23 protein-coding genes and 2 pseudogenes are annotated in these 26,761 nt (G+C 63.9%); 15 read left to right on the forward strand and 10 right to left on the reverse strand.

What is annotated here, in order from left to right:
* Positions 1-267: 267 nt before the first annotated feature.
* The 4 genes and pseudogenes from nirK (at position 268) to ACVIIV_RS02055 (ending at position 5,188) form a co-directional block, all read left to right on the forward strand.
* A complete protein-coding gene (gene nirK / locus ACVIIV_RS02040) occupies positions 268-1,365 on the forward strand; it encodes a copper-containing nitrite reductase (RefSeq protein ID WP_456742683.1) in 1,098 nt (365 codons plus the stop codon).
* A 51-nt stretch (positions 1,366-1,416) separates the two neighbouring features.
* Positions 1,417-2,296 (forward strand): annotated as a pseudogene (locus ACVIIV_RS02045) (SUMF1/EgtB/PvdO family nonheme iron enzyme).
* Positions 2,297-2,460: 164 nt separating this feature from the next.
* Positions 2,461-3,486: a Fe(3+) ABC transporter substrate-binding protein gene (locus ACVIIV_RS02050; RefSeq protein ID WP_260382158.1), complete on the forward strand. Its 1,026-nt coding sequence runs from the start codon at positions 2,461-2,463 to the stop codon at positions 3,484-3,486.
* Positions 3,487-3,580: 94 nt separating this feature from the next.
* A complete protein-coding gene (locus ACVIIV_RS02055) occupies positions 3,581-5,188 on the forward strand; it encodes an ABC transporter permease (protein WP_456748647.1) in 1,608 nt (535 codons plus the stop codon).
* A 91-nt stretch (positions 5,189-5,279) separates the two neighbouring features.
* Here the strand turns inward: ACVIIV_RS02055 and ACVIIV_RS02060 are convergent, their stop codons facing one another.
* Both ACVIIV_RS02060 and ACVIIV_RS02065 read right to left on the reverse strand, forming a co-directional pair.
* Positions 5,280-5,930: a 3-oxoacid CoA-transferase subunit B gene (locus ACVIIV_RS02060; RefSeq protein ID WP_100234459.1), complete on the reverse strand. Its 651-nt coding sequence runs from the start codon at positions 5,928-5,930 to the stop codon at positions 5,280-5,282.
* Positions 5,931-5,998: 68 nt separating this feature from the next.
* Entirely contained in the window at positions 5,999-6,706 is a 708-nt protein-coding gene (locus ACVIIV_RS02065) for a CoA transferase subunit A (RefSeq protein WP_027573157.1), read from the reverse strand.
* Between the two features lie 273 nt (positions 6,707-6,979).
* On the opposite strand from ACVIIV_RS02065, the gene ACVIIV_RS02070 reads away from it, so the two are divergent.
* Positions 6,980-8,908: an AsmA family protein gene (locus ACVIIV_RS02070; RefSeq protein ID WP_456748648.1), complete on the forward strand. Its 1,929-nt coding sequence runs from the start codon at positions 6,980-6,982 to the stop codon at positions 8,906-8,908.
* 196 nt (positions 8,909-9,104) lie between these two features.
* Here the strand turns inward: ACVIIV_RS02070 and dctA are convergent, their stop codons facing one another.
* A complete protein-coding gene (gene dctA, locus ACVIIV_RS02075) occupies positions 9,105-10,490 on the reverse strand; it encodes a C4-dicarboxylate transporter DctA (protein WP_456748649.1) in 1,386 nt (461 codons plus the stop codon).
* 50 nt (positions 10,491-10,540) lie between these two features.
* A complete protein-coding gene (locus ACVIIV_RS02080) occupies positions 10,541-11,614 on the reverse strand; it encodes a 4-oxalomesaconate tautomerase (RefSeq protein WP_456742684.1) in 1,074 nt (357 codons plus the stop codon).
* 112 nt (positions 11,615-11,726) lie between these two features.
* On the opposite strand from ACVIIV_RS02080, the gene ACVIIV_RS02085 reads away from it, so the two are divergent.
* The 4 genes and pseudogenes from ACVIIV_RS02085 (at position 11,727) to ACVIIV_RS02100 (ending at position 16,120) form a co-directional block, all read left to right on the forward strand.
* Entirely contained in the window at positions 11,727-12,707 is a 981-nt protein-coding gene (locus ACVIIV_RS02085) for a LysR family transcriptional regulator (RefSeq protein ID WP_456742685.1), read from the forward strand.
* A gap of 197 nt (positions 12,708-12,904) precedes the next feature.
* Positions 12,905-14,290: an ABC transporter substrate-binding protein gene (locus tag ACVIIV_RS02090; protein WP_456742686.1), complete on the forward strand. Its 1,386-nt coding sequence runs from the start codon at positions 12,905-12,907 to the stop codon at positions 14,288-14,290.
* Between the two features lie 93 nt (positions 14,291-14,383).
* Positions 14,384-15,256, forward strand: a complete 873-nt coding sequence (locus ACVIIV_RS02095) for a carbohydrate ABC transporter permease (protein ID WP_456742687.1) — start codon at positions 14,384-14,386, stop codon at positions 15,254-15,256.
* A pseudogene (locus ACVIIV_RS02100) lies at positions 15,253-16,120 on the forward strand (carbohydrate ABC transporter permease). Before ACVIIV_RS02095 ends, ACVIIV_RS02100 begins: the two are co-directional and overlap by 4 nt.
* A gap of 101 nt (positions 16,121-16,221) precedes the next feature.
* On the opposite strand, the gene ACVIIV_RS02105 reads toward ACVIIV_RS02100, so the two are convergent.
* The 3 genes from ACVIIV_RS02105 to ACVIIV_RS02115 are packed head-to-tail and all read right to left on the reverse strand — an operon-like array spanning position 16,222 to position 19,122.
* Positions 16,222-17,034: an ABC transporter permease gene (locus ACVIIV_RS02105; protein ID WP_456742688.1), complete on the reverse strand. Its 813-nt coding sequence runs from the start codon at positions 17,032-17,034 to the stop codon at positions 16,222-16,224.
* 4 nt (positions 17,035-17,038) lie between these two features.
* The gene (locus ACVIIV_RS02110; RefSeq protein ID WP_456742689.1) at positions 17,039-17,953 is read right to left on the reverse strand and encodes an ABC transporter permease; all 915 of its coding nucleotides are present in this window, start codon (positions 17,951-17,953) and stop codon (positions 17,039-17,041) included.
* Positions 17,950-19,122, reverse strand: a complete 1,173-nt coding sequence (locus tag ACVIIV_RS02115; protein WP_456742690.1) for an ABC transporter ATP-binding protein — start codon at positions 19,120-19,122, stop codon at positions 17,950-17,952. The genes ACVIIV_RS02110 and ACVIIV_RS02115 overlap by 4 nt, the downstream gene beginning before the upstream one ends.
* A gap of 122 nt (positions 19,123-19,244) precedes the next feature.
* Here ACVIIV_RS02115 and ACVIIV_RS02120 point away from each other — a divergent pair, with 122 nt between their 5' ends.
* Positions 19,245-19,475: a hypothetical protein gene (locus tag ACVIIV_RS02120; protein WP_456742691.1), complete on the forward strand. Its 231-nt coding sequence runs from the start codon at positions 19,245-19,247 to the stop codon at positions 19,473-19,475.
* Positions 19,472-19,789, forward strand: coding sequence for a type II toxin-antitoxin system RelE/ParE family toxin (locus ACVIIV_RS02125; RefSeq protein WP_456742692.1), 318 nt, complete (start codon positions 19,472-19,474; stop codon positions 19,787-19,789). The genes ACVIIV_RS02120 and ACVIIV_RS02125 overlap by 4 nt, the downstream gene beginning before the upstream one ends.
* Here ACVIIV_RS02125 and ACVIIV_RS02130 read toward each other — a convergent pair.
* Both ACVIIV_RS02130 and ACVIIV_RS02135 read right to left on the reverse strand, forming a co-directional pair.
* The gene (locus ACVIIV_RS02130) at positions 19,770-21,230 is read right to left on the reverse strand and encodes a glycerol-3-phosphate dehydrogenase (protein WP_456742693.1); all 1,461 of its coding nucleotides are present in this window, start codon (positions 21,228-21,230) and stop codon (positions 19,770-19,772) included. The two genes, ACVIIV_RS02125 and ACVIIV_RS02130, sit on opposite strands and share 20 nt — an antisense overlap.
* Before the next feature lie 34 nt (positions 21,231-21,264).
* Entirely contained in the window at positions 21,265-23,952 is a 2,688-nt protein-coding gene (locus tag ACVIIV_RS02135) for a sensor domain-containing protein (protein WP_456742694.1), read from the reverse strand.
* A gap of 202 nt (positions 23,953-24,154) precedes the next feature.
* On the opposite strand from ACVIIV_RS02135, the gene ACVIIV_RS02140 reads away from it, so the two are divergent.
* Positions 24,155-25,258, forward strand: a complete 1,104-nt coding sequence (locus ACVIIV_RS02140) for an NAD(P)/FAD-dependent oxidoreductase (protein WP_456742695.1) — start codon at positions 24,155-24,157, stop codon at positions 25,256-25,258.
* Between the two features lie 165 nt (positions 25,259-25,423).
* On the opposite strand, the gene ACVIIV_RS02145 is transcribed toward ACVIIV_RS02140, so the two are convergent.
* On the reverse strand, positions 25,424-25,603 hold the full coding sequence (locus tag ACVIIV_RS02145) for a YdcH family protein (RefSeq protein WP_025034152.1): 180 nt from the start codon (positions 25,601-25,603) through the stop codon (positions 25,424-25,426).
* A 329-nt stretch (positions 25,604-25,932) separates the two neighbouring features.
* Between ACVIIV_RS02145 and ACVIIV_RS02150 the strand changes: the two genes are divergently transcribed.
* The 3 genes from ACVIIV_RS02150 (at position 25,933) to ACVIIV_RS02160 (ending at position 26,760) form a co-directional block, all read left to right on the forward strand.
* Positions 25,933-26,139, forward strand: a complete 207-nt coding sequence (locus tag ACVIIV_RS02150; RefSeq protein WP_008546179.1) for a YdcH family protein — start codon at positions 25,933-25,935, stop codon at positions 26,137-26,139.
* A gap of 129 nt (positions 26,140-26,268) precedes the next feature.
* The gene (locus tag ACVIIV_RS02155; RefSeq protein ID WP_456742696.1) at positions 26,269-26,487 is read left to right on the forward strand and encodes a hypothetical protein; all 219 of its coding nucleotides are present in this window, start codon (positions 26,269-26,271) and stop codon (positions 26,485-26,487) included.
* Positions 26,488-26,508: 21 nt separating this feature from the next.
* Positions 26,509-26,760, forward strand: coding sequence for a hypothetical protein (locus tag ACVIIV_RS02160; protein WP_456742697.1), 252 nt, complete (start codon positions 26,509-26,511; stop codon positions 26,758-26,760).
* Position 26,761 lies beyond the last annotated feature (1 nt).

The raw sequence follows: 26,761 nt of genomic DNA on the forward strand, positions 1-26,761 counted from the left end.
TCATCCACGCACATGAGCGGGGGCGATCGAGATCGCCATCCAACTTGAACATGCAAACGAGTTGCCGCTGAGTTGACGCTCGGCATCGATCGGCATCGCGCCTGCGGACACGGTGAGTTGGTATCGCCGATCCCGCTCTTTCGAGAAACCTAGGTCCTGTTGCGGAGGGTGAATCCGGCGGAAGCTTGTCGCAGCACAAACACGCTTGCCGCGATCGGCGCACACTGCATCCGTCATCAAAACCTTTTCACATGAAGGATGCTTCCGATGTTCACCCGCAGAGCCGCATTGATCAGCGCCGCCGCGACCGCCCTGATGTTGGCGGCCCCGGCTTTTGCCGCCAGCGATCTCAAGCTGCCGCGTCAGAAGGTAGAGCTGGTCGCTCCGCCTTTCGTGCATGCGCACGAGCAAGCCACGACGCAGGCGCCCAAGATCATCGAGTTCACGATGACGGTCGAGGAGAAGAAGGTCGTCATCGACGACAAGGGCACCACCTTCCAGGCGATGACGTTCAATGGCTCGATGCCGGGACCTCTCATGGTTGTGCACGAGGGTGACTATGTCGAGCTGACGCTGGTCAACCCCGCGACCAACACCATGCCGCACAACATCGACTTCCATTCCGCGACCGGCGCGCTCGGCGGCGGCGAGCTCACGCTCATCAATCCCGGCGAGCAGGTCGTGCTGCGCTGGAAGGCGACCAAGACCGGCGTGTTCGTCTATCACTGCGCACCGGGCGGCCCGATGATCCCCTGGCACGTCGTCTCCGGCATGAACGGCGCAGTGATGGTGCTGCCGCGCGACGGGCTGAACGACGGCAAGGGCCGCGCGCTGAAATACGACAAGGTCTACTACATCGGCGAGCAGGACATGTACGTACCGCGTGACGAGAAGGGCAACTTCAAGTCCTACGGATCGCCGGGCGAGGCCTTTACCGACACGGAAGAGGTGATGAAGAAGCTGATCCCCTCCCATGTCGTGTTCAACGGCAAGGTCGGCGCGCTCACCGGCAAGAATGCGCTCACCGCCAAGGTCGGCGAGAACGTGCTGATCGTGCATTCGCAGGCCAATCGCGACAGCCGTCCGCATCTGATCGGCGGCCACGGCGATTATGTCTGGGAGACCGGAAAGTTCGGCAATGCACCTGAGGTCGGGCTCGAGACCTGGTTCATCCGCGGCGGTTCGGCGGGAGCTGCGCTGTACAAATTCCAGCAGCCCGGCATCTACGCCTATGTCACGCACAATCTGATCGAGGCCGCCGATCTCGGCGCCACCGCGCACTTCAAGGTCGAAGGCAAGTGGAACGACGATCTGATGACCCAGGTGAAGGCGCCTGTTGAAATACCGCCTGCCCGCACCAACTAGACGCGACAAGGGGCCGGTCATCGCCGGCCCCTCCTTCTTTCGGGAATGACCATGCTGATCGCATTCAAGCTCAAACTAGCACTCGCCTGCGCGGCCGGGCTTGCGGGGCCGCTGGCCGTTGCGCCTCTGGTTTCCGAGATGACGACGCGCCACGCGGGAGGCGAGCCGGCGATGATCGAGGTCGCCGCCGGCAGCTTCACATATCGCGAAGCCGGCGACTTCACCCGCGGCCGGGCGGCAGGCGGAAGCGCCGCTGCGCTCCGTGCGGATGAACCGGCCGCTGCACATCATGCGAAATCAGGTCGCCTCATCCGACTATCAGCTTTGCGTGCAGGATGGCGCCTGCCGCGCGCTCGATCGCGACGTGGCGATCGCCCCCGATCGCCCCGCAGTGCAGGTGAGCTGGCACGATGCCGAGGCCTATGCAGGCTGGCTGTCGCGCAAGACCGGTCACCATTACCGCCTGCCGAGCGACGAGGAATGGGCCTTTGCAGCCGGCTCACGATTTAGGGATGATGCTGCACCGGTCGATGCAAGCGACCCCTCGACGCGCTGGATCAGCCGCTACGAGCGCGAATCCGAACGCGACCTCTCCGACACTACGGCCCATCGCTTCGGCAAGTTCGGCCCGAACGAGCATGGCGTCGAAGACCTCGCCGGCAACGTCTGGGAGTGGACCGCGACGTGCTTCGTGCGCTCGCGTGCCGATGACGCCGGCAATCCCGGCCGCGCGACCGTGAATTGCGGCGTGCGCGTCGCCGAGGGTGCGCACCGCGCCTATGTCACCGACTTCATCCGCGACGCCCGTGCCGGCGGCTGCGCCCAGGGCGTGCCGCCCGCCAATCTCGGCTTCCGCCTGGTGCGCGAGGAGACGTCGTGGCTGGCCAGCGTCTCGCAGCGCCTGAGCAAGACGAGGCCGGCAAGATCATAGGGCGCCAATCGTTTCCCATGACCTTCGCTCAAGCATTAGAATGAGTCTAAAAGATACTTTGGAATTACTCTAAGCTCATGCCCTCGCGACATCGCGTCGCTGACGTTGTCCCAGCGCCTGCGCTACTCAATCGGCGTTCAATCGCGCGCCTGGGAGCAGCCCTTATGATCTATCTTCGCGTCCTCGCCGCGTCTGCGGCGGTGTTGAGCCTGACCACGTCTTTCGTGTCGGAGGCAGCCGCCAATGGCGAGGTCAACGTCTATACCTACCGCGAGACCAAGCTGATCCAGCCGCTGTTCGATGCGTTCACCAAGGACACGGGCATCAAGGTCAACGTCGTCTCCGCAAGCTCCGGTCTGGAGCAGCGCATGAAGGCGGAAGGGGCCAACAGTCCGGCCGACGTGCTGCTGACGGTGGACATCGGCCGCATCGACGAGGCCGTGCAGGCCGGTGTCACCCAGCCGATCAAGTCGGAGGCAGTCGACAAGGTCGTGCCGGCGCAGTATCGCGATCCGGACGGACACTGGGCCGGCATCTCCATGCGCGCGCGCGTGATCTATGCCTCGAAGGATCGTGTCAAGCAGGACAAGATCACCTATGAGGAGCTCGCCGATCCCAAGTGGAAGGGCAAGATCTGCATTCGCTCGGGCCAGCACATCTATAACAACGCGCTGTTCGCGGCCTACACGGCCAAGTATGGCGAGGCCAAGGCCGAGGAATGGCTGCGCGGCGTGAAGGCCAATCTCGCGCAGAAGCCGTCGGGCGGCGATCGCGAAGCCGCGCGTGACGTCGCCGCTGGCAAATGCGACATCGGCATCGGCAACACCTATTACTGGGCGCTGATGATGAACAACGATCCCGAGAAGAAGCCGTGGGCGGAGGCGACCCGCGTCATCCTGCCGACCTTCGAGGGCGGCGGCACCCACGTCAACCTCTCCGGCGTGCTGCTCGCCAAGAACGCGCCCAACAAGGCAAACGGTATCAAGCTGATCGAGTGGCTCGTGAGCGAGCAGGCGCAGCAGATGTATGCCGACCAGAACTACGAATATCCGGTTCGGAGCGGTGTCGCCGTCAACGCGACCATCGCGGGCTATGGCAAGCTCGGCCCGGATCCGTTGCCGATCGCAAAGATCGCCGCCAACCGCAAGGCTGCGGCCTCGCTGGTGGACAAGGTCGGCTTTGACAACTGATCTCTGGCGGCCCACGTCTCTTAAGCTGGGAGAAACTTCGGACGCACGGCCTCGCTCGAGAGGCCGTGCCCACGCCGGGCGCGCCGCAACCGCAATCGCGATCGCAACCGCGATCCTGGTCGCGGCGCCCGTGATCTCGATCGTTTCGCTGGCTCTGCAGCCGGCGCCCGATGTGTGGCACGGCCTCATCAACTATGTGCTGCCGGCCGCCCTGCTGGATACCGCGCTTCTGCTCGTCGGGGTCGGCGCGGTCACACTACTGATCGGCGCCAGCACTGCATGGGTGATATCGCGCCACGATTTTGCCGGCCGGGGCATGCTCCTGTGGCTGATGCCGCTGCCGCTGGCGATTCCGACCTATCTTGCGGCGTACGTCTATGCCGATCTGTTCGAACCGCTCGGCCTGGTGCATCGCAGCCTGGCGATCTGGCTGCCGCTGGGCGATGCCCTCAGCCTTCTGCCCAACCTCCGCTCGCTGCCGGGCGCCATCTTCGTGATCGGGCTCGTGCTCTACCCTTACGTCTATCTCTCGGCGCGCGCGACGTTCCAGGTTCAGTCAGCCGAATTCGCGGAAGCGGCCAGGACACTGGGCGCCGGCCGGTGGACCATCTTCTGGCGCGTTTCACTGCCGATGGCGCGGCCGGCGCTCGCGGTCGGCGTGGCGCTGGTCGCGCTGGAAACGCTCAACGACATCGGAGCCAGCGAATATCTCGGCATCCGCACGCTGACGGTCTCGATCTTCACCACCTGGCTCAACCGCGGCAGCCTTGCCGGTGCAGCACAACTGGCATGCCTGATGCTTGCGATCGTCGCCGGCCTGATCGCGATGGAGCGTTACGGCCGTCGCAACGCCAGCACCGAGTTCTCGGCCGAAAGCCCGCATGTGAGGCAGCGAACCCCGCTGTCGGGCGCAAGAGCGTCGATCGCGTTCGCGGTCTGCGTGCTGCCGGTGCTGATCGGCTTCGTGGTACCGCTGCTCTATCTGGCGCATCAGGCTCTCGGTCGCGGACTGCTTGCAAATTTCGACCCGCTGCTGTGGCGCCACACCTTCCATTCGTTTGCCTTTGCGGCGCTCGCGACGCTCATGGCGCTGATGCTTGCGCTCGCCACGACGATCGCGCACCGCTTGCGGCCGGATCCTCTGCGATATGTGGCGCTGAGCACCGCGCAGGCCGGATACGCGCTGCCGGGTCTCGTCATCGCTCTCGGCCTGCTCACCCCGGTCCTGGCGGTCGACAATGCGCTGAGCGCGGTCGCGGCCTGGACCGGACGTTCCCTTCCCGGGCTGGTCCTGGTCGGCTCCGGGATGGCCGTCGTGATCGCCTACACGATTCGTTTTCTGGCTGTGCCGGTCGGCATGATCAAGGCCGGGTTCGACAGCATTCCGAGCGACTATGACGAGAGCGCGCGCGCGGTCGGCGCAGGCCAGGCAGTCATGTTGAGGCAGATCTATCTGCCGTTGCTCCGGCCCGCGATGCTCGGCGCCGTCATCATCATGTTCGTCGACTGTCTCAAGGAGCTCCCGGCAACGCTGCTCTTGCGGCCCCTCAACGTCGAAACACTGTCCACGTCGATCTACCAGTACGCAAGCCGCGGCAATTTCGAGGACGGCGCGCTCGCGGCCCTCCTGATCATCGCCGCGAGCATCGGCCCGGTTGCCTGGCTGACCCGGTTCTCCGAAGTGCCGAGCGGCCCCGCTTGACGGGATGCCCATCGTCCGCGCATTCACGCCATCGCCCGCATTCACGGGAGATGGGACGCACGGACCACAGTGATGCGCGCCCGTTTCTCGCTTACGTGTTCTTCAGCGCGACGCGGAATTCGGCTTCGGTCTTGGACTTGACCTCGTCGAGCGAGACGCCGTCGGCGAGCTCGATCAGCGCCATGCCGCCGTCGCCGTGCTTGTCGATGGTGAAGACGGCGAGATCCGTGACGACCATGTCGACCACCCGCTCGCCCGTCAGCGGCAAATTGCACTTCTTCAGCAGCTTCGGGCCGTCCTTGGCCGAATGCTCCATCACCACGACGACGCGCTTGACGCCGGCGACGAGATCCATCGCGCCGCCCATGCCCTTGACCATCTTGCCCGGGATCATCCAGTTGGCGAGATCGCCATTCTGGGCCACCTGCATGGCGCCGAGGATCGAAAGATCCATGTGGCCGCCGCGGATCATGCCGAAGGAATCCGCGCTCGAGAAATACGAGGTCGAGGGCAGCTCGCTCACGGTCTGCTTGCCGGCGTTGATCAGGTCCGCGTCCACCTCGTCTTCGTAGGGGAACGGGCCCATGCCGAGCATGCCGTTCTCGCTCTGCAGGCTGACGTCCATGCCGTCTGGGATGTAATTCGAGACCAGCGTCGGGATGCCGATGCCGAGATTGACGTAATAGCCGTCACGCAGCTCCTTCGCGGCGCGCGCGGCCATCTGTTCACGGGTCCAGGCCATCGTTGTGCTCCTGTCGATTCTTTAGTGGCGCATGATCTGATCGGAAAACCGGCTTCCACGTTTCCGGATCATGCGCTGGTGCGCGGGCGGGTGTTGCGGAATTCGATGCGCTTCTTGGCCGTGCCGACCTCGACGATGCGCTTCACGAAGATGCCGGGCGTATGAATGTGGTCGGGATTGAGTTCACCGGCCGGAACCAGATGCTCGACCTCGGCCACCGTGATCTTGGCGGCAGTCGCCATCATCGGGTTAAAATTGCGCGCGGTCTTGCGGTAGATGAGGTTGCCGGCGGTGTCGCCCTTCCAGGCGTGCACGATGGCGAGGTCGGCGAACAGGCCGCGCTCCATCAGGTACTTCTCGCCGTCGAACTCCTTCACTTCCTTGCCTTCGGCGATCAGAGTGCCGACGCCGGTCTTGGTGTAGAAGGCCGGGATGCCGGCGCCGCCAGCGCGAATGCGCTCGGCCAGCGTGCCCTGCGGGTTGAATTCGAGTTCCAGCTCGCCGGCGAGGAATTGCTGGGCAAACAGCTTGTTCTCGCCGACATAGGACGAGATCATCTTCTTGATCTGGCGGGTTTCGAGAAGACGGCTGAGCCCGATGCCGTCGACGCCGGCATTGTTGGAGACCACCGTCAGGCCCTTGACGCCGGACTCCCGGATCGCGTCCGACAGTTCCTCGGCAATGCCGCAGAGGCCGAAGCCGCCCGACATGATCATCATGTTGTCTTTTAGAATGCCGTCGAGCGCCGACTTGGCGTCGGGATAGACCTTGTTCATGCAAAAAACCTCGACTGAACCTTCGGCTTGCAGGCGTCGCGCCTTATTGGCGGCGATTATTAGGCGAAATCGTCCGAAGCCGTCAATGATACGGGGGTTCTCCGCTCCGCCCCTGGGTGATAGAAGCTGCTCATGCCGTGGGCATAACCGTGCCGCGGCCTTGAAAGCGTCAAGAAAACCCATCAAGTTGTGGGGGTTGGGTGTGGGCGCACAGGTTTCCCGGCCCGCCCTTCTGGCTCCAGCGACCAACCCGATCAGGACATGCCATTGACCATGGCCCAAGGAATGAAGCGCCTCGGGACGCCGATCGCGGCGCTGCTCGGCGTCGCGCTGATCGCCCTGATCGCGACCTCCTGGCTCATCAACCGCGACGCGCTGCGCAAGGCGGTCGAAGCGCAGATCCGCGACGTCACCGGGCTCGAGCTCAATGTCGCGGGCAGCATCGACATCTCGGTGCTGCCGGCGAGCTACATCTCCTTCCGCGACGTCGGCCTCAAGGGCGGCGGCACCAGCACGCCAGCGCTCCAGGTCGACGTGCTCACCGCAAATCTGCGGCTGCTGCCGCTGCTGCTGCAACGATTCGAGATCGCCGACCTGACGCTGCTGCGCCCGCGCATCCATGTCAGCCTCAAGCCGGACGGCGAGAGCAACTGGACGCCCTTCATCCAGACCATCGCGCGCACCATGAAGCCCGGGGCCGAGAACCAGGTCTCGTTCTCCGAAATCCGGATCCAGGACGGCGTGCTCGATTACGAGGACGCCGCCACGCATGCCACCGAGAAGCTCGAGGACATCGACCTGTCGCTGGCCTGGCCTTCGATCTCGCGCTCCTTTGCCGCGACCGGACAGTTCGACTGGCGCGGCGAGCGCGTCGACGGCTCGATCAGCTTTTCCGATTTCGTCGCCGCCCTCTCCGGCGACCGGTCCGGCCTGAAGGCGCGAATCGCCAGCTCGCCGCTCAAGCTTGCCTTCGACGGCAGCGTCGCCAATCGCACCAGCCCGATGATGGAAGGCACGCTCACCGTCGACAGCCCGTCCTTGCGCAACGCTCTGCGCTGGACCGGGCAGCCGCAGCCCGGCAGCGGCGGCTTCGGCCGCTTCGCGCTGAAGGCGCGCGCCAACGTCGTCGGCGCCTCGATCGCGCTCACCAATGTCAATGTCGAGCTCGACGGCAATGCCGCCGAGGGCGTCATGACCTACGCCAATAACGGCCGGCAGACGCTGCAGGCGACGCTCGCCGCCGACGCGCTCGACTTTACACCCTATATCTCGACGTTCCGCCTGCTCGCGAGCGGCGCGCGCGACTGGAACAGGCAGCTGTTCGATCTCAACGGATTGTCGACCACCGACCTCGACATGCGCCTGTCGGCTGCAAGGCTGACGGTCGGGCCGACGAAGCTCGGCCGCACCGCGATCGGCGCCAATTTACGCAATGGCACGCTGGCGCTCTCGGTCGGCGAGGCGCAGGTCTATGGCGGGATCGCGAAGGGCTCGTTCGGCATCGCGCGGTCCGACACCGTCGCCGACATCAAGGCGCAATTCCAGTTCACCGACGTCGATCTCCAGGCCTGCGCCACCGAGCTGTTCGGTCTCAACAAGCTGTCAGGCCGCGGCAACATCAACGTCTCGCTCCTCGCCTCCGGATCGAGCCCGTTCGGCCTCGTACAGTCGCTCGACGGAAGCGCTACCGTGACCGGGCACGACGGTGCGATCTCGGGCTTCAACGCCGAGCAGCTCCTGAAGCGGCTGGAGCGGCGGCCGCTGTCGGGCGGCGGCAATTTCCGCAACGGCTCGACGCCCTACAACAATCTTACCATCGCCGTGAAATTCTCCGACGGGATCGCCACCGCCGAGGACATCCGCGTCGAGGGGCCGGCGGCGAAGATCACGCTCACCGGCACCGCCTCGGTGCCGACGCGCGAATACGACATGAAGGGCGTGGCGAGCCTCAACAGCGCGTCGGGGTTCGAACTGCCCTTCGTGGTGCAGGGCCCCTGGGACGATCCGCTGATCTTCCCCGATCCCGAAAGCCTGATCCGCCGCTCGCCGGCCTCCGCGCCGCTGCTCGACATGCTGAAGGACCGCAAAGGGGGTGACGCCGTGCGCTCCGCAATCGAGCGCATCACCGGCAGCGGAAAGCGCACCGCGCCGGCGGAATCGCCGACGGCGGAGAACGCGAAGGACAGCGCCAAGTCCAACTAAAGCGCGACGAGATTAGGATGGATCGTCATCGCGCTTTAGATTCTTGTTTGAGCATGATCTCTTCAGAAAACCGCTGCACACTTTTCCGGATCATGCTCTAGAGGTACCAACGTCACTTCCTTTGGGTTGGCAGCCTGCACGCCACGAGCTCGACTTGCCAGGCTGAATACTGCGCCGATTTCATGCAAATGCGGCGTTACGCGGCCGATTGCGTCGTCGAAATCCAGCTCTTGTCCTCCCGCACCACCGGTGCCGCCCCCATCTTCGTCCCGGTCGCGACCGTGAGAGTGCCCCCCTGTCCCAGTTCGCGGGCCAGCACCTCGCGATCACAGGCGTCCTCCCACAGCGAAATGGTGATGGATGCGACACAGTTGCTGATCATGCTGGTCAGCGCCCGTGCCTCCGACATGAAGCGGTCGATGCCGACAAGCAGCGCCACGCCGGTCACGGGCAAATCCGGCATGACCGAGAGGGTCGCGACAAGCGCGACGAAGCCGCTGCCGGTGACACCGGCCGCCCCTTTGGACGTCAGCAGCATCAATCCGAGCATCGCTGCAATCTGCCCCCATGACAGGTGAATGTCGCAGGCTTGCGCGATGAAGATGGAAGCCAAGGTGAGATAAATGGCGCTGCCATCCAGATTGAAGGAATAGCCCATCGGCAACACGAGCCCTGACACGCCTTTCCGGCATCCGAGCTGCTCCAGCTTGCGCAGCGCGCCAGGCAGCGCCGGCTCCGACGACGACGTGCCGAGCACGATCAGCAATTCTTCCTTGAAGTAGCGGATCGTCTTCCACAGGCTGAAGCCGTTCAGCCGCGCCAGCGTACCAAGCACGACCACCACGAAGACGGAGCAGGCGAGATAGAATGTCAGGATCAGCAGTCCGAGCGAGCCGATCGATCGGATGCCATAGCGGCCTACCGTGAACGCCATGGCCCCAAAGGCGCCGAGCGGAGCGAGTTTCATGATGAAGCCAAAACACACAAACAGCACCTGGGAGAACGAGGCGACTGCCTTTGTCACCACGACACCCCCATCACCGGCACGGCTCAGGCCGAAGGCGATCAGGATTGAGACCAGCAACACCGGCAGCACTTCGCCATCGGCGAACGCTCCAAAGAACGAATGCGGGATAATGTGCAGCATGAATTCCGCGAAGCCGGATACCCCCGCCTGCTTGGTGAATTTCGCGGCCACCGACGGATCCAGCGTATTGACCGCAACATGCATGCCCGCGCCCGGCTGGATCAGCGACACGGCGATCAGCCCGGCCAGCAAAGCGAGCACCGTCAGCAGGTAGAACAGCGCCATGGACTTCACCAGCGTGCGGCCGACCTCGCGGGAATCGCTGACGCTGTTGATGCCGCTCACGATGGTGCAGAACACGATCGGCGCGATCATCATCTTGACCAGCTTGACGAAGCCGTCGCCAAAGGGCTTCAGCGCGGCGCCGAATTCGGGCCAGAAATGGCCCGTGAGGACGCCCAGCATGAGGCCAATCAGCACCTGGATATAGAGAATCCGGTAGAATGGCTTTCCCGCCTCGGTGCTCGGGTGCCCAACCAGCGCTTCCTTATGCATTTCTCGTTTCTCCCATGCTGTTTTTGTGCTGGCTTTGGAGGCGGCGGGCTTCAGGCCGCCAGCACCGAATGAGGCACGTGCGATCGACGGGCGAAGACGTGGCCCTCGAAGATTCGCCGGGCCGTCCGCAGCACCCGGGCAACCGGGCCGGGCTCCAGCCGAACCACGAGCTGGCCCGAGGGATGGGCGAGCGTGATCGGCACCGGCGTCGCCAGCGGTCCGACCATCTCTGCGGCGATCGTCCCGGGCGTGACGCATGCCGTCGCGATCGCGACCGCGCCGGTGACCGCCAGCGCGCTATGGCAGTCGTGTGGCATGAAGTACCTGACGTTCAACGTCGCCTCTCTCGCGGGCGCAATCAGAACCGGTTTCGGGATCACCATCGTCGCGGGATCTCGAAAGCCCATCCGGCGTCCAGCCTCGATGCGCAAGTCTTCGAGACGCGCTCGGAAGCCTTTGTCGGCGAAATCCGAGGGAGCCTCACGGCCGCTCCATCCCAGATCCGCCGCGCGGACCAGCATGACCGGCATCGCCGCGTCGAGGCAGGTCACATCGATCCCTTCGATGCGGTCGGCCGGATGTCCCGTCGGTAGGAGGCGACCGGTGCGCGCACCGGCCGCGTTGGGGAACGACAGTTCGATCGGCGCGGCCGTTCCCGGAACACCGTCGATCCGCGCCTCGCCGTCGTAAGTCACGCGTCCTGCGGGTGTCGGAACGGTCGCGTCAATCAACTTGCCGGTGTTGACATTGTGGATGCGCACATGGGTGCGATCTGCGGCAGCGGCGACCAGGCCGGCTTCAATTGCGAACGGCCCCACGGCCGCCAGCATGTTTCCGCAATTCGGCGAGGTATCGACGATCCCCTCACGAACCCGCACCTGGGCAAACAGGTAATCAACATCGGCGCCGGGCACCGTTGCCGGCCCGACGATCGCAACCTTGTTGATGACGGCATTGCCGCCGCCGATCCCGTCGATTCCAAGGTCGTGCCCCCCGCCCATAACCGACAACAGGACCGCATCGCGCAGGTTGGGGTCGGCCGGAAGATCGCGGGCCAGGAAAAACGGCCCGCGCGAGGTGCCCCCGCGCATGACCACACAGGGAATGGCAATCTGATCGTTCATGGAGCTCTTCCGTTCGGCGACATCTTCGCGCGAGCCAGAGCATCCTCCGGCAGAACTCTTTTGTGAAATGCAAATATCTGAGGTATTATTTCGTATATCGGTATAATGGAGCATGCCCATGAACGCAGAACTGCTCGACCTCAAGGCGTTCATCACCGTGGCGGAGACGGGAAGCTTCGTCCGGACCGCCAGGGCACTGAACCTGTCGCAGCCGGCGCTCAGCCGACGCATTCAGAAACTGGAAGAAGGCCTCGGTGCGCCGTTGCTCGAACGCTCGACGCGCCACGTCAATCTCACCATGACCGGCCGCGACTTCCTGCCGAAGGTGCGCCGCCTCATCGACGAGTTCGAGACCTCGGTGCTCGCCATCCACGATATCGGCGCGCGAAGTTCAGGCCTCGTCTCGGTAGCCGCGGTGCCGACAGCGGTGTTCTATTTCCTGCCGCGTGCGATCGGCCGGTTTGCCGAAGCGTATCCGCGCATTCGCATCCGGATACTCGACATCGGTGCCAATGAGGGACTGGAAGCGGTCGCGCGTGGAGAAGCCGACTTCGGCATCAATTTCATCGGCGCTTCGCATGCGGAAATCGAATTCGAGAAGCTGGTGGAGGACCCTTTCGTCCTGGCCTGCCGTCATGACCATCCGCTGGCATCGCGCAAGCAGGTCAGCTGGTCGGAAATCGTGTCGCACCGGGTCATCACCGTCGGCCGCAACAGCGGCAATCGCGCGCTGATCGACAATGCGCTGGCGCGGCACGGCTTGCAGCTGAACTGGTCCTATGAGGTCGCTCACCTCTCCGGCTCGCTTGGCCTGGTCGAAGCTGGACTCGGCATCGCGGTGCTACCGAGGCTCGCGACGCCAGCGGCCGGCCATCCGATCATTCACACCATTCGGTTGACCGAGCCGGAAGTGTCGCGGACGATCGGCATCGTGCGCAGGCGCGGGGCGATGCTATCGCCTCATGCCAGCCAATTTCTCAAGATGCTCCTCGAGGCATGGCGTTCCCCTTCTCCGACGAGCGGGCAAGGCAAGCCGCGGTCCAGATCCGCTGAGACGAGCCCGCCTTCGTCCAGCCTCAAAGGGAAACGTTGACAAAGCCAGACACACCACGAGGCGAATTGATTGGCATGTATTGATGCGGCCTTTGGATCAATGCGCGAAATTCGCATCTCCACAGCCTCTCTCCAACCGCGACATAGGTCTGACAAGAAGCCGCTAGATCGGATGACGACCATGCGCTAGTGTTTTATACGACCGGTTAAAACACCGGCCGTTTGAGGGAGAAAAACGTGAAATCCAAGGTTATTGGCGCAGTTTCATTGGCGGTCGCTGCGGTTGGGCTGTTTGCCGCCACTGCACCCGCCTTTGCACAGCAGAAGACGATCACAGTCTGGTGGGGCAAGGGCTTCTATCGGTCCGAAGACGACGCGCTGATCGAGACGATCAAGAAATTCGAAGCCAAGACCGGCATCAAGGTCGAATTGTCGCAATACGCGATCCAGGACATGATTCCGAAGACGGTCGCAGCGCTCGATGCCGGCACCGTTCCCGATGTCGCCTATTCCGACTCCTATGACGTGCAGGCGCAGGGCAAGTGGGCCTATGAGGGCAAGCTCGAGGACCTCACGGATGTCATGGAGCCGATCAAGGGCCGGTTCGTGCAGAACACGCTCGATGCGTCGATCCTCTACAACGACGTCGCCAAGAAGAAGGCCTATTACGGCTTCCCGCTGAAGCAGCAGAGCATGCACGTCCAGATCTGGAACGACATGCTTGAGAAGGCCGGCTTCAAGCTGAGCGACATCCCGAACGACTGGACGGGCTATTGGACGTTCTGGTGCGACAAGGTGCAGCCGGCGATCCGCAAGGCGACCGGCCAGCGCCTCTACGCCGTCGGCCAGCCGATGGGCGTGGAATCCACCGACTCCTTCCAGTCGTTCTACACCTTCATGGACGCCTACCACGTCAAGCTGGTCGACGACGACGGCAAGCTCACGGTCGACGATCCCAAGGTTCGCGAGAATCTGATCAAGGCGATGAAGGACTACACCGACACCTACATCAAGGGCTGCACGCCGCCGTCCTCCACCACGTGGAAGGACCCGGACAACAACGTCGCGTTCCACAACAAGACGATCGTGATGACCCACAACTTCACGATCTCGATCGCGGCGAAGTGGTTCGAGGATTCGCAGAACCAGGCCCTCACCCAGGAGCAGCGCGACGCTGGCAAGAAGGCCTATGAGCAGGACATCGTCACGGCCTCCTTTCCAAAGGCCCCTGATGGCTCGACGATCCGTTACCGCTCCGACGTCAAGACCGGACTGGTCTTCACCGCGGCCAAGAACAAGGCCGAGGCCAAGCAGTTCATCAGCTTCCTGCTCCAGGAAGAGAACGTCCGTCCCTACATCGAGGGCGCGCTCGGCCGCTGGTTCCCGGTGACGAAGGAAAGCCAGGAGAGCCCATTCTGGCAGGCTGACAAGCACCGCAAGGCCGTCTACACCCAGTTCAAGGGCGGCACCGCCGCGTTCGACTTCACCAAGAACTGGAAGTTCACGATCCTCAACAACGAGAACGTGTGGGCGAAGGCGATGAACCGCGTCGTCAGCGAGAAGGTTCCGGTCGACAAGGCCGTCGACGAACTGATTGCCCGCATCAAGCAGGTCGCGGGTTAGTCATCCGCCCCTCTCCCCGCATTGCGGCGAGAGGTGTAACAACAACACCGGCCGCGTTTCGCGGCCGGCTTCTCTTTGAAGAGTCCGAAAAGAATGGCGATCACGCTCTCTGGCGATCAGGCAATTCCCGGCCCGCCCCTGTCGTCGCGGCTGACCCCGGCGCAAGTCTGGGGCATCATCCTGCTCGCGCCCTATTTGCTCGTTTTCCTCGCTTTCGTCGTCTATCCGGTGTGCTATGGGCTGTGGCTGGCGCGCGCGCCGGAAAACTACGTCGCGCTCTACAACGACCCGATCTTCGCGCGCGCCGCGATCAACACGCTGATCTTCCTGGTCATCGGGATCAACATCAAGATGTTGATCGCGCTGTTCCTGTCCGGCTTCTTCGCCCAGCAGCGCACCTGGATCAAATGGCTGTCGGTGATCTTCATCCTGCCCTGGGCGGTGCCGTCGATCCCGACCATCCTGTCGGTGCGCTTCATGCTCAATCCCGAATGGGGCGTCATCAACCACCTCATCTTCTCCTTCACCGGCGATGACGGCCCGAACTGGCTGAACGACCCGACCGTGGCGCTCAGCATGGCGATCGGCGTGCACATCTGGAAGTCGCTGCCGTTCTGGACGCTGATCCTGATCACCGGCCGCCTCGCGATCTCGCACGACCTGTTCGAGGCCGCCGAGGTGGACGGCGCGAGCTGGTGGCAGAAGTTCCGCTACATCACCTGGCCGTCGATGCAGACGCTCTACGTGACCTGCACGCTGCTCTCGATGATCTGGACGCTCGGCGATTTCAACAGCGTCTACCTGCTCACCGGCGGTGGCCCGGCCGACCTCACGCACGTGCTGTCGACGCTCGGCATCCGCTATCTCCGGCTCGACCAGCTCTCGCTGGCGATGGCATCCATCGTCTGCGCGATGCCGTTCGTCCTGCCGCTCGTGTATTTCATGATGAAACGGTTGTCGCGATGAAGCTCCCCGGCGTAAGAGAGTTTTCTTGGCGCGAAGTCGCGACCGAAGCGCGGCTCCTGCTGATCGGCATTCCCGTCTTCCTGTGGACGATGATCCCGATCTATCACATGTTCCTGTTCGCGATCTCCCCGAAGGAGGACGCGTTCTCGGGCAAGCTGTGGCCGGACCATCCGACGCTCCACAATTTCGAGATCGTGTTCAAGCAGCAGCATTATTTCCTGCGCGACTTCTACGTCCAGTTCTGGAATTCGACGCTGATCGCGGCGGGCCGTCGGCGCGCTGACGCTGTTCATCGCGACCGCGGCTGCGTTCTCGATCTCGCGGCTGAAGGTGCCGGGCGGGCGCATTGTGTTGAACCTCGCGCTCTTCACCTACTTCATTCCGGCGGCGTTCCTCGCCGTGCCGATGTACCGCACCATGGGCAATTACGGCCTGCTCAACAATCACTGGTCGCTGATCCTGGCCATGGTGACGATCGCCAGCCCCTACGCGATCTGGGTGCTGAAGCAGGCCTCCGACAAGCTGCCGGTGGAGCTGGACGAGGCCGCCGTGATGGACGGCGCCACGACGCTGCAGATCTTCCGCCTGGTCTACCTGCCGCTGATGATGCCCTCGCTGGTCGCGATCGGCACCTATGCCGTGCTGCTGGCCTGGAACGAATATCTCTACGCGTTCCTGCTGCTCTCGAACGACCGCGAGATCACGCTCCCCGTCGCCCTCGGCAACTTCCTGGCCGCCGACGATTCGCCGTGGGAGCTGTTGATGACGACCGGCTTCATCTACGCACTGCCGCCGGCCGCAGTCTATTACGCCTTCCGCCGCTACATGGTGGGCGGGCTCACGGCGGGTGCGGTGAAGTCGTAAATATCCCTCGTCATTGCGAGCGAAGCGAAGCAATCCAGAAATGCCCCCGCGGGAGCACTCTGGATTGCTTCGTCGCTACGCTTCTCGCAATGACGAGTCACTCACAGCGGCGCCGCGCTCTCGCCTTGCGAGCTCGACAGCTTCGAAGCGAGCGAGGCGATGACAATGACGACCGCGATCAGGGCGATCACCAGCGTGCAGATCGCGTTGATCTCGGGCTTCACCCCGAGCCGCACCTCGGAATAGATCCGGATCGGCAAGGTCGCCGAGCCGGGACCGGTCGCGAAGCTCGCGATCACGAGGTCGTCCAGCGACAGCGTGAAAGCCAGCATCCAGCCCGCCACGATCGCCGGCGCGATCAGCGGCAGCGTCACGGCGACGAACGCACGGACGGGGTTGCAGCCGAGATCCATCGCCGCCTCCTCCAGCGAGCGATCGAGTGAGCCGAGGCGGGATTGCACGACCACCGCGACGAAGCACATCGTCAGCGTGGTATGGGCGATCGTCACGGTCCAGAAGCCGCGCTCGGCATTCAGCGCGACGAACAGCAGCAGCAGCGACAATCCGGTGATCACCTCCGGCATCACCAGCGGCGCATAGAGCATGCCGGAGAACAGCGTGCGACCGCGGAACCGCTCGCCGCGCGACAATGCGACGGCTGCGAGCGTGCCAAGCAGCGTCGCGATGGTCGCGGAGGAGACCGCGACCCGCAGGCTCATCCAGGCCGCCTCGATCATGGCGCGGTCGTTGAAGAACTCACGATACCAGCGCAGCGACCAGCCGCCCCACACCGTCACCAGCCGCGAGGCGTTGAAGGAATAGAGAACGAGGATGAGGATCGGCAAATAGAGGAAGGCCAGCCCCAGCGCGAGCGAGGCGATGTTGAATCGGGACAAGCGGGAGGTCTTGCGCATCGCCCTACCTTCCCTGTTCCAGCTGCCGCTTCTGCAGCCGTTCGTACAAGAGCAGAGGCCCCAGCAGCACGACGAGCAGCACGATGGCCGCGGCGGAGGCGACCGGCCAGTCCTTGTTGGTGAAGAATTCGAGCCACAGGGTCTGGCCGATCATCAGCGAATTGGAGCCGGCCAGAAGATCCGGGATCACGAACTCGCCGACGATCGGTATGAAGCACAAGAGCACGCCGGCGCCGACGCCGGGCAGCGACAACGGGAACGTGACGAGCCAGAACACCTGCCACGGCGGCGCGCCGAGATCGGAGGCCGCCTCCTCCAGCGCCGGCTCCATCTTGGCGAGCGTGGCGTAGAGCGGCAGGATCATGAACGGCAAATAGGAATAGACGATGCCGATATACATCGCGGTGTCGGTGGAGAGCCACACCACGGGCTGGCTGACCAGATGCAGCGCCTGCAGGATCTGGTTGAGCAGACCGTCATGCTGGAGGATGTTGATCCAGGCATAGATGCGGATCAGGAACGAGGTCCAGAACGGCACGATCACCAGCACCATCGCCACCGCCTGCCAGCGTTTCGGCAGCCGCGCCATGCCATAGGCAATGGGATAGCCGATGAGGAGCAGCAGCGCGGTCGCAGTGATCGCGACGGTAAGGCTGCGCACATAAGCAAACACGTAAATGTCGTCGGAGCCGAGCAGCCTGAAATTGTCGATCGACAACGCAGCAAGGGCTGTCTTGAGCGCGTGCCATCCCGCCGCCAGGTCGAACAGGGGCTCGTAAGGCGGCTGTGCGATCGCGGTCTGCGACAGGCTGATCTTCAGCACGAAGGCGAACGGCACCAGGAAGAACAGCACCATCCAGACATAGGGTGCGATCGCGGCGAAGCGCGCGGGCCTTGCGAAGATGCGGCGGGAGCTCATGACGGCAATACCACGCAATCGTCGGGCGTAAACCAGGCAACGACATGCTGGTTCAGGCTGTAGGCATCGAAGTCGAGGCGCGCGCTGTTGGCGACGGAGGCCTGCAGCATCCCGCCGGTATCGAGCTTCACCTTGTAGGTGGTGGTGCCGCCGAGATAGCAGATGTCGGCGATGATGCCGTCGAGCCGGTTGATCGCCGTCTCGCGACCGGCCTCGCTCACCGGAGCGCGACGCGACAGCTTGACCTTCTCGGGGCGGATCGCGACCACGAATTTTCCCGCGCCAACGGGTTCGCGCGGCTCGGCCACGACCAGCGCACCCGCGTCACGGGTGCCAATGACCAGACGATGACCGTCGCGCAATTTGGACTCGCCGTCGAACAGATTGATGTCGCCGACGAACTCCGCGATCCAGCGCGAGCGTGGCGCCTCGTAGAGCTCGCGGGGGCTCGCGACTTGGGCGAGCTTGCCGGCTTTCATCACGCCGATCCGGCTCGCCATCGTCATCGCCTCCTCCTGGTCGTGGGTGACGATGATGAAGGTCATGCCGAGCCGGCGCTGCAGCTCCATCAGCTCGCCTTGCGTGCTCTCGCGCAGCTTCTTGTCGAGAGCTGCGAGCGGCTCGTCGAGCAGCAGCAATTGCGGCCGGCGCGCCAAGGCGCGGGCGAGCGCCACGCGCTGGCGCTGGCCGCCGGACAGCTGGTCCGGCTTGCGCTTTTCCAATCCTTCGAGCTTCACCAGCGCGACCATTTCCGCAACGCGGGTGGCGACGTCTGCGCGCGCCATGCCGGCGCGCTTCAGGCCGAAGGCGATGTTGTCGCGCACCGACAGATGCGGGAACAGCGCATAGTTCTGGAACATCATGTTGATCGGGCGCTCGTGCGGGAGCGCTTGCGCGATGTCCTTGCCGCCGAGCAGGATGCGCCCCTCGTCCGGCGCCTCGAAGCCGGCGAGCATGCGCAGCAGCGTGGTCTTGCCGCAGCCGCTCGGGCCGAGCAGCGCGAAGAACTCGCCGGCCCCGATGTCGAGCGAGACGCCGTCGACGGCGCGGAACGTTCCGAACGTCTTGGCGACGCCTTCGATGCGCAGCAGCGGTTGCTCCGCCGCGGGAAACGCATCTCCGCCAGCCGCTTCAGCCGCAACGTCCGTTCCGGGCAACTCTTCCGCCATGGTCCCTGCCAACCCCGATTCCGCCGCACGCTAGCGGCCGATCGTCCCCAGCTCAACCGGTTCGGAGCGGATCATCGGAAATTGGCCTTCATGCGAGGCGTCAAACGGCGTATGATGGCGATATGACCAAGTTGCTGGATCAGGCCCTGGAGATCGCGCGCAGTCTGCCCGCGGACGCGCAGGACGACATTGCCCGAATCGTACTCCAGCTCGCCGGTGCCGACGCAGCGCCTCCTGTCATCCTGTCGGATGATGAAAGGTCGGCGATTGCCGTATCCAAGGCGGCGGCTAAACGGGGTGAATTCGCAACCGAGGCTCAAGTCCGAGCGACTTGGGCCAAACACGGCCTGTGAATATTCGCTACACGCTTCCGGCGCTCGCCGATCTCGATTCCATTCTGACCTACATCGCAGAAGCGTCTCCTCAGGGAGCGGCGCGCGTCCAGAAGCGCATTCGGGACGTGATTGGCCTGCTGCTTGCGCATCCCGAGATCGGTCTACGAACGGACGATCCGGACATCAGGAGGCTGACCACAACGCCCTACCCGTTTCTCGTCTTTTACGAGATCGGAAGCGAGGAGATCATCATCCACGCTATCCGCCATGGTGCTCGCGATCCCGGGGGGTGCCGGGTGCACGAGATCCCGACTAGCTCACATCCGCCATAAACCCAGCCAGCGCGTCGCGGTCCGCCGCAGGCATTGTCAGGCCGAGCTTGGAGCGGCGCCACAGAACGTCATCCGGAAAACGCGCCCATTCGCGGGTCATGAGATAGCGCACCTCCGCGCCGGTCAGTTCGGGACCGAAGGCAGGCCCAAGTTCGTCGCGTGTCTTTGCCTCGCTCAGCACCACCGGCAATCGCGTGCCATAGGCGGCGACGAGGCGCTGGGCCTGCGGCTCCGACAGAAAGCGCCAGCGGTCGCGTGCGAGGTCGACCTCGGTGTCGAAACGGTCCCAGGCGAAATCTCCACCCGGCAGCGCAGCGCCGGCAGTCCAGGGCGACGACATCGGATAGAACGGCGTCAGCTTCGTCACCGCTCGCTCCGCGCGCAGGCGCGAGGCGGTGACGTCGCCGCCGAACATCGTGATCAGCGGCGCCTTGCGCCGGCGCGCGTGGAACACAGTCGTGCCGTCACCTCGCCGCGCGGACGCCGGCCTCAAATTGACGCCGGAGACCGTCCGGACCACGTCGGTCGGAGTGACGCGCTCGCGGAAGTAGCGGCTGGCCGCTTCGCAGAGATAGCCGACGTCCAATCCGGACATCGCCGCGATTGCGGGATCGCCGGTGAATTCATGCGTGACCGTGCCGATCAGCGTGAACTCCCGCTCGAACGGGCTTGCGAAAATCAGTCGGCCATCGCTGTTCTGGAAGACGTAGACGTTGTCTGAATCGAACAGCCTGGGCACGATGATCTGGCTCATCTGGATGGCTGCCACGGCGGGCTGCGGCTGGCGCAGGACGGTCTCCGCGACCATCGACGTCCAGCCACCGGTGGTGTTGGCCAGCGCCCGGGCCGTGACGGTGCGGCGATGACCGCGATCGACCACGGCGAGCCGCCAAATGTCGGTTCTGTCGGCACGCACGCAGCGTGCCCCGGTCCGGATCGCCGCGCCACGTTCGGCCGCGTCCAGCGCCGTGAGCACGACAAGGCGGGAATCGTCGACGACACAGTCCGAATATTCGAACGCCGTGCCGAATGGGCGCTTCAGCGCGTTGCCGACCGGATGATGGGTGATGTCGAGGGTCGTCGATCCGGGCAGGCCGTTCCGGCCGGCGAGGTTGTCATAGAGGAACAGGCCGGCGCGCAGCAGCCACGGTGGACGCTCGTCCGCATGCGCAGGAATCACGAAACGCATCGGCCGGACCAGATGCGGCGCGATCCGGAGCCAGGTCCGGCGCTCGGCCAGAGCCCGGCGCACCCGCCAAAAACCGCGGCGCTCGAGCACCGCAAGATCGCCGTGGATCAGCCGCGGTGTTGCCGACGATGCCGCGCCGCCGAGATCGCCCTGCTCGAACAGGATAACCCGCAGGCCGCGGCCGGCCGCATCGCGGGCGAGGCTGACGCCGTTCAGGCCGCCGCCGATGATCGCGAGGTCGTAATCCGCCATGAGGCCGTCGAATGGGAGCGATACGCTCTCATCACTAACCGGTCTTGAGCGCAAGCTCCATGGCTTCGGCGCGGCCGATGAGGCCGGCATATTTCCCGATCGGCAGCGGCTTGCCGAGCAGATAGCCCTGCACGCCATCACAGCCCTCCTTGGCGAGGAAGGCGAGCTGGTCCACCGTCTCGACGCCCTCGGCGATGATCGACATTTCGAGGCCGTGGCCGAGATCGATCACGGCGCGCACGATCGCCGCCGATTGCGGGTTGCGGCCGAGATTGATGATGAAGGCGCGGTCGATCTTGATCTTGTCGAACGGGAACGCCTGGAGGTAGCTCAGCGAGGAGTAACCGCTGCCGAAATCGTCCATGGAGATACGCACGCCGAGCGCCTTCAGGCGGCGCAGCAGCGCGAGGCCCCGGTCGAAATCTTCGATCAGCACGCCTTCGGTGATCTCAAGCTCGAGCCGGCCGGGTGCAAGGCCGGTCTCGATCAGGATCGAATGGACGAGGCCAACCACGTCACCGTGCATGAATTGCGCCGGCGACAAGTTGACCGCGACCTGCAGCGGCTTCGGCCAGGACGCCGCCTCGCGGCAGGCCTCGCGCAGGATCCACTCGCCCATCTCGACGATCAGGCCGCTTTCCTCGGCGATCGGGATGAATTCGGCCGGCGAGACCTGCCCGCGCACCGAATGCTGCCAGCGCGCCAGCGCCTCGAAGCCGATGATCTCGCTCTCGGCGACGCTGTGGCGGGCGACACCTTGCGGCTGGAAGGCGAGCGAGAGTTCGCCGTTCTTCATCGCCATCGAAAGGTCCTGGTGCAGCACGCGGCGATTGCGGATCTGCTGGTCCATCTCCGGTTGGTAGAGGCTGATCGTGCCGCGCGATTTCTGCTTGGCGCGGAACAGCGCCGCACCGGCATTGGCGAGCAGCGAAGCGCCATCCGTGCCGTTGTGCGGGAAGATCGACATGCCGGTGGTGGCGCCGGCACGGACCGGCCGGCCGTCGATCTGGAATTCCTGCGCGACGGCCTCGCCGATCTGCTGCGCTAGCGCAAGGCCCGCTTCCGGCTGCTTGCCGTCGATGATCAGCCCGAACTCGTCGCCGGACAGGCGCGCCACCACGCCGCCCCGCGCGGAGTCCTGGAGCCGCTGGGCCACCTCGATCAGGAGCTTGTCGCCGAGCGCGTGGCCAAAGACGTCGTTGACCTCCTTGAGCCCGTCGAGGTCGACGCAGAGCACGGCGAATTCTTCGCCGGTGCCTTCGCAGGCCTCGATCATCTGGGTCAGCGCCTGCAGGAAGGCGGCGCGGTTCGGCAGATCGGTGAGACCGTCATGATAGGCCATGTGCGCCATGCGCGACTCGGTCTGCCGGCGGTCGGTGACGTCTTCATGGGTCTTGATCAGATATTGCGGCTCGCCGGCGTCGCTGAGCACGGTGGCGCGGCGGGTCAGGAACAGCCGCAGGCCGTCCTTGGTGGAGATCGGATGCTCCTCGGTGATCATCCCGCGCTTCTTGATCGCGGCCTCGTCGCGGGCGATGATCAGCTTTGCTTCCTTGGCGTTGAAGATGTCGGACGCAGTCAGGCCGGTGGCTTCCTCGCGCCTGCGGTTGAGGATGGTCTCGGCGCTGCGGTTGGCGAGCAGGTAGCGGCCATCCTTGACCTCCTCCACGATCAGCGCCACCGGGATGTTGTCGACCACGAGCTCGAGGAACTTCTTGGTGCTCTCCAGCTCCTGCGACAGGGAGCGGCGGTCGGTGATGTCCTCGAACACCAGCAGCAGGAATCCGGGTCGGTTGCTTTCATTGCGCACCGCGATCCGGATCGAGGCGACCATGCGCCGCTCCGCGCCGCGCTCGACCTCAAATTCGTTGCGGAATTGGCCGTCCGGCGAATTAAGCGCGGCCTTGTCGGTTGCCTCGATCGTGGCCGCCGAGACCGGCGCAAACAGCTCGCGCGCATTCTTGCCGACGACGTGGTCCCGCGAAAAGCCCCAGAAGCGCTCATAGGCCGTATTGGCGAAGATGTAGCGGCCGTCCTCGATGTTCTTGGCGGCGACGCAGGCCGGCACGTTGTCCAGCACCGTCTCCAGGAACTGCTTGGTCGAGGCCAGCTGTCGCGACAGCCTACGCTGGTCGCTGACGTCGAGATGCGTGGCGACCGAGCCACCGTTCGGCAGCACGAAGAACTTCACCAGGATGGCCCGTCCGTCGGGCAGTTCCGTGATCAAGCCATTGGCGCTTGCCGCCTTGTCGTAAAATTCGTCGTCGGAAACGCCGTCCAGGACCCCGCGCCTGCGGCGCAACTCGAGGAGTTCGCGGCCGTTCATGCCAGGTCGGACATCCGACCGCGTCAGGCCATAGATATCGAGGTAGCGGTCGTTGCAGAAGATGACACGGTGCTGCGCATCCGTCATCACCACGCCCTGGTTGAGATTGTTCATGGCGGAGGAGATGAAGGCATTGCGCCGCAACTGCAAACGCCGGGTCTGGCGCAGCGAGGAATGGATCCACAGCGCCATCGCAGCGAGGAACGAGCAGACGACGATGCCGGCGATCAGGGCTTCCCAGATCACGCCGGGATCGAGCTTGGCGAGATCGCTCGGAACGATAAGGCTGTCCGATGCCGCAAAGGCATGCGCAGGCGCGACCGCACCGGCCAGGCATATGACGGCCTGCACAGCAATCGGAAGCGTGCTGCCCACGTGCCAGTTCTTCTCAGCCATCAGCCACCCGCGATTTCAACGTCGGATTGTCTGGCCTCGTGGGTTTGGATCGGGTAAACGCCTGTACGCACAACAGAAAAATGTGACGCGAAATACGGCAATTGCCCTGACATGATAAATGCTTTCTTAACGGAAAATTCCCCTGCGCCGCCGCTCCCGGGCCTGATGCCACCGGCGCTTCCAGCGGACATCCTGAACAACCATGGATAGGGTCGACTGCGTCGTCATCGGAGCCGGCGTGGTCGGTCTCGCGGTGGCCCGAAAGCTCGCGCAGGCCGGGCGCGAGGTGATCGTGCTCGAGGAGTCCGAGGCCATTGGAACCATCACCTCCTCGCGCAACAGCGAGGTGATCCATGCCGGCATTTACTACCGCGCCGGGAGCTGGATGGCGCACATGTGCGTTGCCGGCAAGCACGCGCTGTACCGCTACTGCGCCGAGCGCGGCATCCCGCACAGAAATTGCGGCAAGCTGATCGTCGCGACCAGCCCGAAGGAGACCGAGAAGCTTCAATCGATCAAGGCGCATGCCGAAGCCAACGGCGTGCTCGACATGCAGCTGCTCTCGGGCGAGGCCGCACGCGCGCTGGAGCCGGCGCTCGCCTGCGATGCTGCGCTGCTGTCACCGTCAACCGGCATCATCGACAGCCACGCCTACATGCTGTCGCTGCGCGGCGAAGCCGAGGACGCCGGCGCCGCCTTCGCGTTTCACACTCCGCTGATCCGCGCCAAGGCGGCCGGCGGCTTCATCGAGATCGATGCCGGCGGCGAGGCACCGATGACGCTGCAATGCGACCTTCTCGTCAACGCCGCGGGGCTGTCGGCGACGAATGTAGCGCGCAACATCGACGGCATGCCGCTGGACCGGATTCCGCCGGCCTATCTCGCCAAGGGAAACTACTTCAGCTGCAACGCCAAGGCGCCGTTCTCGCGCCTGATCTATCCGGTGCCCGAACCCGGCGGGTTAGGGGTCCATCTGACCCTGGATATGGCAGGGCAGGCGCGTTTCGGGCCCGACGTCGAATGGATCGAGACGATCAACTACGAGGTCGACCCCTCACGCGCCGAGCGCTTCTACCCGGCGATCCGCAAATACTGGCCGACGCTGCCCGATGGCGCGCTGATGCCGAGCTATTCGGGTATCCGCCCGAAGATCGTGCCACCAGCTGTGGCCACACAGGACTTTTTGATGCAAGGCCCGCGCGATCACGGCGTGGCAGGGCTGATCAATCTGTTCGGCATCGAATCGCCGGGATTGACGTCGTCGCTCGCGATCGCCGATCACGTCGCCGAGCTCGCCGACATCTAGAGGTTCACGAGCGAAGTGGATACCGGTTCGCGTCAAGACAACGCGTCCAAACAAAACTAGCGCCGCGCAAAGATCTTGCGCGGCGTGCACCTTGCAGCAGGGATGGGCACGAAGGCTCTCACCCCTGCGAAGGATGTGATCAACTCTACACTGTTACGGGGTTTACTAGTGGAGCGTGTCGCCTTGCTTCAGACGCTCGATCTGGTCCTTGACCATCAACTTCCGGCGCTTCAACTCAACAATTTGCAGGTCGTCTGTTGAAAGGTGCACGAGAGCTTCGTGCAATTCGTTTTCGAGAAGTTTGTGCTTCCGTTCCAATTCAACGAGATGTGCCTGAATTGTCATTCGAAACCTCCTCGGTAGGGTTGAACCTCAGGATTCGATCCGGACAAGCAAGTCTACATCACCGATTCGTCCTGTCGATGGGTATCCGTCGTCGCAGCGTCATTTTCGAAAGTTCATATGTAACGAAGCGTGACTAAGGGAACCACGCGGGAAAAATCCATGATATCAATGCGCCTGCGCAACGCCGCAGCTCCTCGCAGAAATATGTTGCGGGAGATCGGCGAGCGAGGGTCGCAGATCGCTTGCGGTCACGCTGCGCAAGGACGATAATTTCCACAGGGCATCCACAGCCCAGATCTCACGCCTTTCGGTTTTCGGCCACCGCAGACATGACCAATGAAGATGAGCGTGAGCTCGAAGCCGAGCTCACCCGGTTGCAGCAGGAACACCGAGATCTCGATGCGGCGATCGATGCGTTGCATCAATCGCCCGCCCCCGACCTATTGCGGCTACAGCGGCTCAAGAAGCGCAAGCTGTTGTTGCGCGACCGCATCGCGTTCATCGAAGACCAGATTACCCCCGACATCATCGCCTGAGCCCTGAGCCGGTCTTTCGCGGCCGCTCGCCGGATCTGAATCCGCTTGACTCGAAAAGAACAAAATAGGAACATTCGAGAGATCCCAGCGACCCAGGAAACGCCAAGATAAGGCAGAAGGACAACGCAGATGTCGGCAACGCCCCTTCTCGACAACAGCCATTATGAACAGGCCTGCGATCAGGCGATCGCGATGTGCGACGGCAATCTGCGCAGCACCATCAAGGCGCTGATCATGGCCAACGAATATCTGGAAGCCGAGCTGGAGGAATTGCAGGCGGCGATTTCCGCCGGCTGCATTCCGGAGACCTCGCGCAGCAAGATACGGAGCAAGAGCAGCGCCGCCTGAGTTCATCATTGGAGCAACGCCATGTCGGATGTGACCTACTACGTTGCAATGCCCTTCTTGATCGATGCCGACGGCTCGCCGGTCGCGGGAACTGCCGAGGAATGCCAGACCTCGGCCGCCGCGTTGCGGCGCGCGGAGATATTGGCTCACGGGGCCGGCCACATCGGCGCGGTCGCGTTCAGCCGCAGGGGCGATCCCATGACTGGCGAATTCGGGGACGCGACGCTGCTGCGCAAATTCGGCAACGTGCCCGAAGATCTCGCGACCCTCTAAA

Source organism: Bradyrhizobium sp. USDA 4354 (genome assembly GCF_054060315.1).

Excerpts from the sequence above, each read along its gene's own strand:
- nirK (WP_456742683.1), top strand. The coding sequence starts at position 268 with ATGTTCACCCGCAGAGCCGCATTGATCAGCGCCGCCGCGACCGCCCTG.
- ACVIIV_RS02050 (WP_260382158.1), top strand. The coding sequence starts at position 2,461 with ATGATCTATCTTCGCGTCCTCGCCGCGTCTGCGGCGGTGTTGAGCCTG.
- ACVIIV_RS02060 (WP_100234459.1), bottom strand. The coding sequence starts at position 5,930 with ATGGCCTGGACCCGTGAACAGATGGCCGCGCGCGCCGCGAAGGAGCTG.
- ACVIIV_RS02065 (WP_027573157.1), bottom strand. The coding sequence starts at position 6,706 with ATGAACAAGGTCTATCCCGACGCCAAGTCGGCGCTCGACGGCATTCTA.
- ACVIIV_RS02070 (WP_456748648.1), top strand. The coding sequence starts at position 6,980 with ATGGCCCAAGGAATGAAGCGCCTCGGGACGCCGATCGCGGCGCTGCTC.
- dctA (WP_456748649.1), bottom strand. The coding sequence starts at position 10,490 with ATGCATAAGGAAGCGCTGGTTGGGCACCCGAGCACCGAGGCGGGAAAG.
- ACVIIV_RS02080 (WP_456742684.1), bottom strand. The coding sequence starts at position 11,614 with ATGAACGATCAGATTGCCATTCCCTGTGTGGTCATGCGCGGGGGCACC.
- ACVIIV_RS02085 (WP_456742685.1), top strand. The coding sequence starts at position 11,727 with ATGCCCATGAACGCAGAACTGCTCGACCTCAAGGCGTTCATCACCGTG.
- ACVIIV_RS02095 (WP_456742687.1), top strand. The coding sequence starts at position 14,384 with ATGGCGATCACGCTCTCTGGCGATCAGGCAATTCCCGGCCCGCCCCTG.
- ACVIIV_RS02105 (WP_456742688.1), bottom strand. The coding sequence starts at position 17,034 with ATGCGCAAGACCTCCCGCTTGTCCCGATTCAACATCGCCTCGCTCGCG.
- ACVIIV_RS02110 (WP_456742689.1), bottom strand. The coding sequence starts at position 17,953 with ATGAGCTCCCGCCGCATCTTCGCAAGGCCCGCGCGCTTCGCCGCGATC.
- ACVIIV_RS02115 (WP_456742690.1), bottom strand. The coding sequence starts at position 19,122 with ATGGCGGAAGAGTTGCCCGGAACGGACGTTGCGGCTGAAGCGGCTGGC.
- ACVIIV_RS02120 (WP_456742691.1), top strand. The coding sequence starts at position 19,245 with ATGACCAAGTTGCTGGATCAGGCCCTGGAGATCGCGCGCAGTCTGCCC.
- ACVIIV_RS02130 (WP_456742693.1), bottom strand. The coding sequence starts at position 21,230 with ATGGCGGATTACGACCTCGCGATCATCGGCGGCGGCCTGAACGGCGTC.
- ACVIIV_RS02135 (WP_456742694.1), bottom strand. The coding sequence starts at position 23,952 with ATGGCTGAGAAGAACTGGCACGTGGGCAGCACGCTTCCGATTGCTGTG.
- ACVIIV_RS02140 (WP_456742695.1), top strand. The coding sequence starts at position 24,155 with ATGGATAGGGTCGACTGCGTCGTCATCGGAGCCGGCGTGGTCGGTCTC.
- ACVIIV_RS02145 (WP_025034152.1), bottom strand. The coding sequence starts at position 25,603 with ATGACAATTCAGGCACATCTCGTTGAATTGGAACGGAAGCACAAACTT.
- ACVIIV_RS02150 (WP_008546179.1), top strand. The coding sequence starts at position 25,933 with ATGACCAATGAAGATGAGCGTGAGCTCGAAGCCGAGCTCACCCGGTTG.
- ACVIIV_RS02155 (WP_456742696.1), top strand. The coding sequence starts at position 26,269 with ATGTCGGCAACGCCCCTTCTCGACAACAGCCATTATGAACAGGCCTGC.
- ACVIIV_RS02160 (WP_456742697.1), top strand. The coding sequence starts at position 26,509 with ATGTCGGATGTGACCTACTACGTTGCAATGCCCTTCTTGATCGATGCC.